Raw genomic sequence first — 6,880 nt, forward strand, 5'->3', positions numbered from 1 at the left:
TGCATGCTAGGTGACTCGACGCTTTTCACGCGCCGCGACGAGGTAGAAGCCGCCTGGGAGTTCATCCAGGGAATCATGGATGCCTGGGCCGAGGCGCCGCGCGAGACCATCCATTCCTATGAAGCTGGCACCTGGGGACCCCAGGCTGCCGATGAGTTCATCTGGCGCGATGGGCGTCGCTGGCGACGGCCCTAACCGAACAACACGGACCCGCGCCGCGCCCTCGTGTCTGACCCGCGGGCGCAAGCCAGGTGCTACCGTGTCGGAGCGCGGTCATCCACCTGGCCGGCCTGTCGCGTCAGCCAGTCAGCTCTTCAACGAGTGACGAACCGGGCAAGTCCGCAGAGCTGGCAGACTGGCTGGCGCTTCCTCGCCTGCGTCTCGGCTCGGCTCAACCGCCCCGGGCGGCCCTGCCTTGCTCTCGGCCCAAGCCCATCAAGGCGCCGGGACCGGCGGGCCAGGCTCGCTCAGACCGGAGCTGCTACGCCAACAAAGCGAGGGCTTGCTCACTGAACGGTACTGGAGGGAGCTGTTTGCCTTTCGGTACCTCCCTGCAATCTACACAGAACAACGGCCAGAGACAAGAAGCTGCAGTAGCTCACGCACGCGATCCAGGCCGGACGGCCTCCGCCCGTCCGTTGGTCGCCTGGAACGATGCCGTTCTCTATCAGGGGAGATCTGGAATGACTGTGGACCTCGACCTATCCCCGGGGACACGCTCGCTGTGGGCCGGCAAGGCCATTCCCTGGGAGCATCTAGAGGAAGAAGTGGCTTTGCTCTGGAAGATGGCCGCGGATAATATGCGCATCGGCCAGAATATGAGCGTGCGCACCAGCGTGCTCAACCTGGTGATCTGCGCGCCTTCCACTGCACATGCGCGCTATGTCAGCAATCTACTGCGCGATCTGCTGAGTACGCATATCGCGCGCGTTATCATACTGATTCTCGAAAATAATCAAGACGCGCCGGCTTCCATCGCGACCTGGGTGACCCTGCGCAGCTTCCCAGTCATTTCAGACCTCACTCGTCACCACTTCGAGCAGATTACTGTCCTGCTGACCGGGCCGGTCGTTCAGCACAGCGCTGCCCTCTTGCAGAGGCTGGTCAGGCCGGACCTGCCGATCTATCTCTGGTGGCTTGATGAGCCGCCGGCCAGCGGAGGTCCCCTGGGTTCACTGGCCGCCATCAGTCAGCGTCTCATCGTCGATTCGGCCAGCTTTCAGACGCCGGGGCCGACCCTGCGCCTGCTCGCCTCTCTGCTAGAGGCTTATCCGGCCTGTGCCATCAGTGACCTGAACTGGGGACGCCTCACGCCGCTGCGCCAGCTTGTCGCCCAATTCTTTGACGGTCTGGAATACCGCCCCTATTTTGAAGGAATCCAGCACATCGAAATTGAGCATGCCGTGCTCGGTGCCGCCAGCGAGGTAGACGGTCCTTCAGCGGCCACGGGACCAGCAGGGGGTCTGCATCCTCAGCGCTTCCAGGAGCCAGCCCGGGCCTTACTGATGAGCGGCTGGCTCAAAGAGCGCCTCACCTGGCGTCGCGTCGCCTGCAGCGCCTCCTGTCCCGGCAGCCTCCAGAGCCTGCCGCCGGGCGCCTATCACTGGTGTCTGGAGAACGGGACTGGGCAGCCCACGCGCATCGACATCCGCCCGCGTCACGAGGGTGAAGTTCCACCTGGCACCATCTGCCTGTTGCGCCTTACCAGTCGCCTGGCGGATCAGCAAGCGCTCTTTAGCATCAGCCGTCTGCCCGGCGACAGCGAGCACGTACTGACCTCTATCGAGCTGGAGCAGGAACAGCCACGCCAGCGCACCCTCAACCTCAACGAGCAGCGCCAGGAGAGCCAGCTCCTGGTCGATGAGCTGGAAATCACCGGTCACGATGATCAATTCGAAAAAATCCTGCAAGAGCTAGCGAGCTTGCTCACCTGAACGCGCCGCCGAGAGAACGCCACCTATCCGCTGGACGGGTGGCGACTTCTCTCTATAGGTTCCTGCGACCATAGATCGGAGCGGCGCCGGAGCTAGCTTCAGCCGGGCAGCTTATACCAGAGAGGACAGAGCTGAAAAGATGCAGCAACAGATTGCCATTTACCCTGACAGCGAGAGTCTTAGCCAGGAGGCGGCTCGTCTCGTAGTCCGCCTTGCCCAGGAAGCCATTGTCACTCATGGGCGCTTCATGCTGGCCCTGGCCGGAGGCTCCACGCCTCGCAAGCTCTACGGTCTGCTGGCCAGTGAGCCGTATCGAGAGCAAATCGACTGGGCGCGTGTCGAGATCTTCTGGTCCGACGAGCGCTGCGTCCCGCCCGACCATCCAGAAAGCAACTACCGCATGGCTCACGAAGTCATGCTGAGCAAGCTTCCCATTCCCGAGGCCAACATTCACCGTATGCCGGCGGAGCAAGCCGATCGCCAGGCGGCGGCAGAGAGCTATGCCGCCGAGCTGAGGCGTGTCTTCGGGACTGCGGGCGTGCCGGTCTTTGACCTTATTCAGCTTGGCATGGGACCTGAAGGGCACACGGCTTCCCTCTTCCCTCATCAGGAGGCCCTGCACGAGCGTGAGCGCCTCGTCTTGCCGGTCAGCGTGCCCAAGCCGCCGCCCGAGCGGCTCACCTTCACCCCGCCCGTTCTCGAAGCCGCACGCCACATCCTCTTCCTCGTCACAGGAAGCGACAAAGCCGAAGCCGTCCAGGCGGTCCTCGAAGGTCAGGGTGGGCCCGACGACTATCCTGCGCGTCTTGTCCGTGCTGCCGCTGGCGAAGTCATCTGGCTGCTAGACGCCGCTGCCGCTGCAGCTCTCCAGAGGAGGCCATCAGCATGACAGGTGAGCAATCAACAGCCAGAGCGTCCCAGGAGTTGCGGACACCAGCGGCCATTGGACTCGTGCCCTCCATTCTCAGCGCCGACTTCAGCCGGCTCGGCCAGCAGGTGCGCGAAGCCGAAGAGGCCGGGGTGCAGCGCATCCAGATCGACGTCATGGACGGGCATTTTGTCCCCAACATCACCATGGGACCGCTCATCGTCGAAGCCGTGCGGCGCAGCACCAGCCTCCCGCTGGAAGCGCACCTCATGATCACCAATCCCGAGCACTACATCGAAGCCTTCGCGCGAGCGGGAGCCGACGTTATCATTGTCCACCAGGAGACCTGCCCCCACCTGCACCGTATCGTGCAGCAGATCAAAGAGGCCGGTAAGCAAGCGGGGGTGGCTCTCAACCCCTCCACGCCTGTTTGGCTGTTAGAAGACATCCTCTCTCTACTTGACCTGGTCCTCATCATGACCGTCAATCCTGGCTTCGGCGGTCAGGAATTCATCCCCGAGACCCTGCCCAAAATCGCCCGTCTCAGACAGCTCCTCAGCGAGCGGCAGCTCCACTGTGACCTCGAAGTTGATGGCGGCATCAACGAGCAGACCATTCCGCTAGTTGTACGAGCTGGAGCAAACCTGCTCGTCGCCGGCAGCGCCGTCTATAACGAGCGCGAGAGCGTCGCGGCGGCCGTCGAGCGACTCCGTCAGGCCCTGGCCCGTGTCTGAACCCGCCCGCCAGCCCTGGAGCATCCGCGTGCGGGCACAGCCGGCGGGCCGGCAGCCGATCCACCAGGCAAGCTGGCGGTATCATGATCATCACAGAACAGAGCGGACCTGGCTCCGGTCCTGTCCATCTGGGGCAGAGCCAGGTCCCGCTCACCCTAATGCTGCGAGCCAGGCGGCCTCTGAGCCTCTACCGTGCTCCGGGCCTGTCCCAATCCTATCCTGGACCTGGCCAGGCCCAGCCTCTGGCGCGCCAGGCGTGCGCGGGGCAAAGCCGCCAGAGCAGCGGCAGTTTGAGAACGGGCGAAGCGCCCAAAAAGCACACCGGGAGGCAGCAACCATGTACGACGACATCACCGACGTCCCCGGCATCCGCGTTGGGCACGACACCGACCTGGAGGCGGGGACCGGCTGTACCGTTCTGCTCTGCGACCCGCCCGCTGTAGGCGGAGTCGACGTACGGGGAGGAGCCCCAGCGACCCGTGAGACCGACCTTCTGCGTCCCCTCTACCTTGTCGAGCGCGTCAACGCCATCCTCCTCACCGGAGGCAGCGCCTTCGGGCTGGAAGCAGCCGCAGGAGTCATGCGCTACCTGGAAGAGCGCGGCCAGGGTTTTGAGACAGGCGTTGCCCGCGTCCCGATCGTGCCGGCGGCTGCCATCTTCGACCTTGGACTTGGCTCCCCGCACATCCGGCCTGATGCGGCTGCCGGCTACCGGGCCTGCGAACGAGCGGGCGGTGGTCCCATTGAGCAAGGCAGCGTAGGAGCTGGAACTGGGGCCACCGTAGCCAAACTGGCGGGGAGCGGGCACCCTCTCAAAGGTGGACTAGGCTCAGCCAGCACCCAGCTACCCGACGGAACCATTGTCGGGGCCATTGTCGTTGTCAACGCCGCAGGCAACATCGTCGACCCGGCGAGCGGAACCATCATTGCGGGAGCAACCGGGGGAGCGGGAGAGGCTGGCGCAGCGGGAGCGCACCCCTTCGGCAACACCACCATTGGCGTTGTCGCTACCAACGCCGCCCTCAGCAAAACGAGCGTCAACAAAATAGCGCAGATGGCTCATAATGGGCTGGCGCAGGCCATTCAGCCGGCGCACACCATGTTTGACGGTGACACCGTCTTCGCTCTGGCCCTGGGGACAGAGACAACAACACCCCCCGACCCTGCAGCCGCAGCGGCGCAGGTCAGCCTCATAGGAGCGGCGGCCGCCATCACCCTGGCGCGAGCCATCGTCAAGGCGGTCCAGCGAGCCAAAGGACTCCACGGCGTCCCGGCCATTGCCGACCAGGGATCTCAAGCTCGCAGCTGACACGGAGCTAGCCGCTCACGCGTGCTATCTGTCCGGCCGGACAGTGCGCGGTTGCGCAAAGCCGCCGGCTAGGGGAACGCAACCGACCCAACCTGGCCGACCCTGGCTGGCGGTGCACGGAGGAACAAGCCCCTGACGGGAAGGGGGACCCATCCGACGTGGCCGGCCAGAGAGGCTGGTGCTAGCACCGTCTCCCAGGTCCCAGCGAGCGGGGCAGTCCAGCTAGCGGTGCCTGCCAGCTTCTGTCGAGGTCAAGGCGTATGCCGGTGTCAGAGCAAACAGCGGGAAAGGACCGATCGTCTCAAGGTTCAAGAATCAGCAACAGTAGCAGCCCTCCACTCAGCAGCATAACCAGGACACAACATAGCACCAGGAGAGGGAAAAGAGGAACGTGGGTCGCCGAGGGCTGAGCGGGCGCGGCCGTAGGGGCCTGCCATTCAGCGCGCAGGGGCAAATCGCGCCGCGTAGCCAGCGTCTTCAGACCCCCAGTTGTCAGGTCCCAGGAGGAGGGAGGAGCGAGGCGAGAGCTGGCGATCCCCGAGCAAGGCTGCGACGGCTCCGAAGAAGGGAGAGAGGGGGGAGGGGTCACAGGCAAAGCGAGAGGGGGGTATGCAGAGAAAGGGGAGGGGGAGGCGGGCGAGTGGGGGAGCACTGCCCGATCCGACTGGGCGAGTCGGAGCTGCGCAGAGTGGGTATCGGAAGTTGGCAGTCTCACAGCAATCTCCACCAGGGGCAACTGAGAGCCAGACCCACAACTCACACAACGAACAACGGAACCTACGAGAGACGCGCTACAGAACAGCACTACCAACGCAGTAGCTATTGTTCATTGTAGTCAGGCGGGGAGAAGAATCAAGGAGACCATGACTATTGGGCTGTTGACTCCTCCAGCAGAGAGAGCAGTTGATGCAGGATGCGTGCGGTAGCTCCCCAGATGCGATAAGGGCCATACTCATAGAAATAGACAGTGCGGCGCAGGCCGGCGCTATCCCAGATCTCGCTATGGAAGATGTGGGGATCGGCCAGGGAGGGGAGAGGAGCGCGGATCACCTCAGCCACCTCGGAGGCCTGGAGGGTGAGGGGGCCGGGGCCGGAAGGCAAGAAAGCCACCACGGGAGTGATCCAGAAGCCAGTGACCAGAGTGAAGGAAGGGGGGAGCAGGCCAAGCACCTCGGCGCGCTCGGGAGAGAGGCCGATCTCCTCCTGGGCCTCGCGCAGAGCAGTCATCACCGCGTCGCGGTCCTGGGGATCGACCGAGCCGCCGGGGAAAGCGATCTCGCCGCCGTGGGTGCGGAGCGTTGGGGAGCGGCGGATCAGCAGCAGGCAGGGCAGGTGATCCGCCTCGAAGAGGGGCAGGAGCACGGCGGCGCGCCGGAGGGGGCGAGAAGCAAGCTCGGGAGGTGGCAGAAGAGAGAGAGCCTGGTCGGGAGGGGCCAGGCGCGAGCGCAGAGCGGTCACCACCTCGTTGATGCTGGACATATTCATGTGCCTATTTTACCACATTCACGCCGCAAAAAGGGGCTGGTTGAACTTGCGTGGGTATGATACAATGTGGTAAACAAAAAAACAGCGGGGAGGTCCGCCGAAAAGCTGGCTTTTGCCTTGCATTCACAGGCGGCTTTTGGTATAATTAGAGCATCGAGTGGGGGTATGCTTACACAAGGCTTTCATTGTGCCCATATATACCTTATGACCTGTCTGCGGGCATCGTTTCGTAGAACTACTCTCTAGCACGAACGGGTGTACTATGAAGAATCGTCGTCTCATAGTAGGAAGTACAGCGACAAGTGCAGCCATCGCAGCCTGAGCAGCCTCCTCCGATAGCCAGTTGTCCGAGACGCATCCCCCCGATCTCAAGATGACGTTCCTGTCGTTACCCCTGGCAGAAGCGATGACGGACCAAGGAAGCGGGCGATCTACGTACGACACACGTTAGACAGGATCAGAGGGCGCTCGAGGGGCAAGGCAAAAAAACCGTGGATCGAAGGGGGTATTTTACCCATGCAAGCACAACAGCACGGCGACCTTTCGACAC

The 6,880-nt window shown here is 63.4% G+C and carries 5 protein-coding genes and 1 pseudogene; 5 read left to right on the forward strand and 1 reads right to left on the reverse strand.

Going from position 1 to position 6,880, the window contains the following annotated elements:
* The 5 genes and pseudogenes from ACFMO7_RS18560 to ACFMO7_RS18580 form a co-directional block, all read left to right on the forward strand.
* Window positions 1-195, forward strand: a pseudogene (locus ACFMO7_RS18560) (glucose-6-phosphate dehydrogenase); the annotation flags it as partial.
* A gap of 488 nt (window positions 196-683) precedes the next feature.
* A complete protein-coding gene (locus tag ACFMO7_RS18565; RefSeq protein WP_376796981.1) occupies window positions 684-1,934 on the forward strand; it encodes a glucose-6-phosphate dehydrogenase assembly protein OpcA in 1,251 nt (416 codons plus the stop codon).
* A gap of 139 nt (window positions 1,935-2,073) precedes the next feature.
* Window positions 2,074-2,823 (forward strand): 6-phosphogluconolactonase, encoded by a 750-nt coding sequence (gene pgl, locus ACFMO7_RS18570; protein WP_376796982.1) that lies wholly within the window; start codon window positions 2,074-2,076, stop codon window positions 2,821-2,823.
* Window positions 2,820-3,536 carry a ribulose-phosphate 3-epimerase gene (rpe, locus tag ACFMO7_RS18575; RefSeq protein WP_376796983.1) on the forward strand — a complete coding sequence of 239 codons (717 nt, stop codon included), beginning with the start codon at window positions 2,820-2,822 and terminating at the stop codon, window positions 3,534-3,536. Before pgl ends, rpe begins: the two co-directional genes overlap by 4 nt.
* A 337-nt stretch (window positions 3,537-3,873) precedes the next feature.
* The gene (locus ACFMO7_RS18580) at window positions 3,874-4,845 is read left to right on the forward strand and encodes a P1 family peptidase (protein WP_376796984.1); all 972 of its coding nucleotides are present in this window, start codon (window positions 3,874-3,876) and stop codon (window positions 4,843-4,845) included.
* A gap of 867 nt (window positions 4,846-5,712) precedes the next feature.
* Here the strand turns inward: ACFMO7_RS18580 and ACFMO7_RS18585 are convergent.
* Entirely contained in the window at window positions 5,713-6,330 is a 618-nt protein-coding gene (locus ACFMO7_RS18585) for a CoA pyrophosphatase (protein ID WP_376796985.1), read from the reverse strand.
* Window positions 6,331-6,880 lie beyond the last annotated feature (550 nt).

The organism is Thermogemmatispora sp., from assembly GCF_042408735.1.
GTDB lineage: Bacteria > Chloroflexota > Ktedonobacteria > Ktedonobacterales > Ktedonobacteraceae > Thermogemmatispora.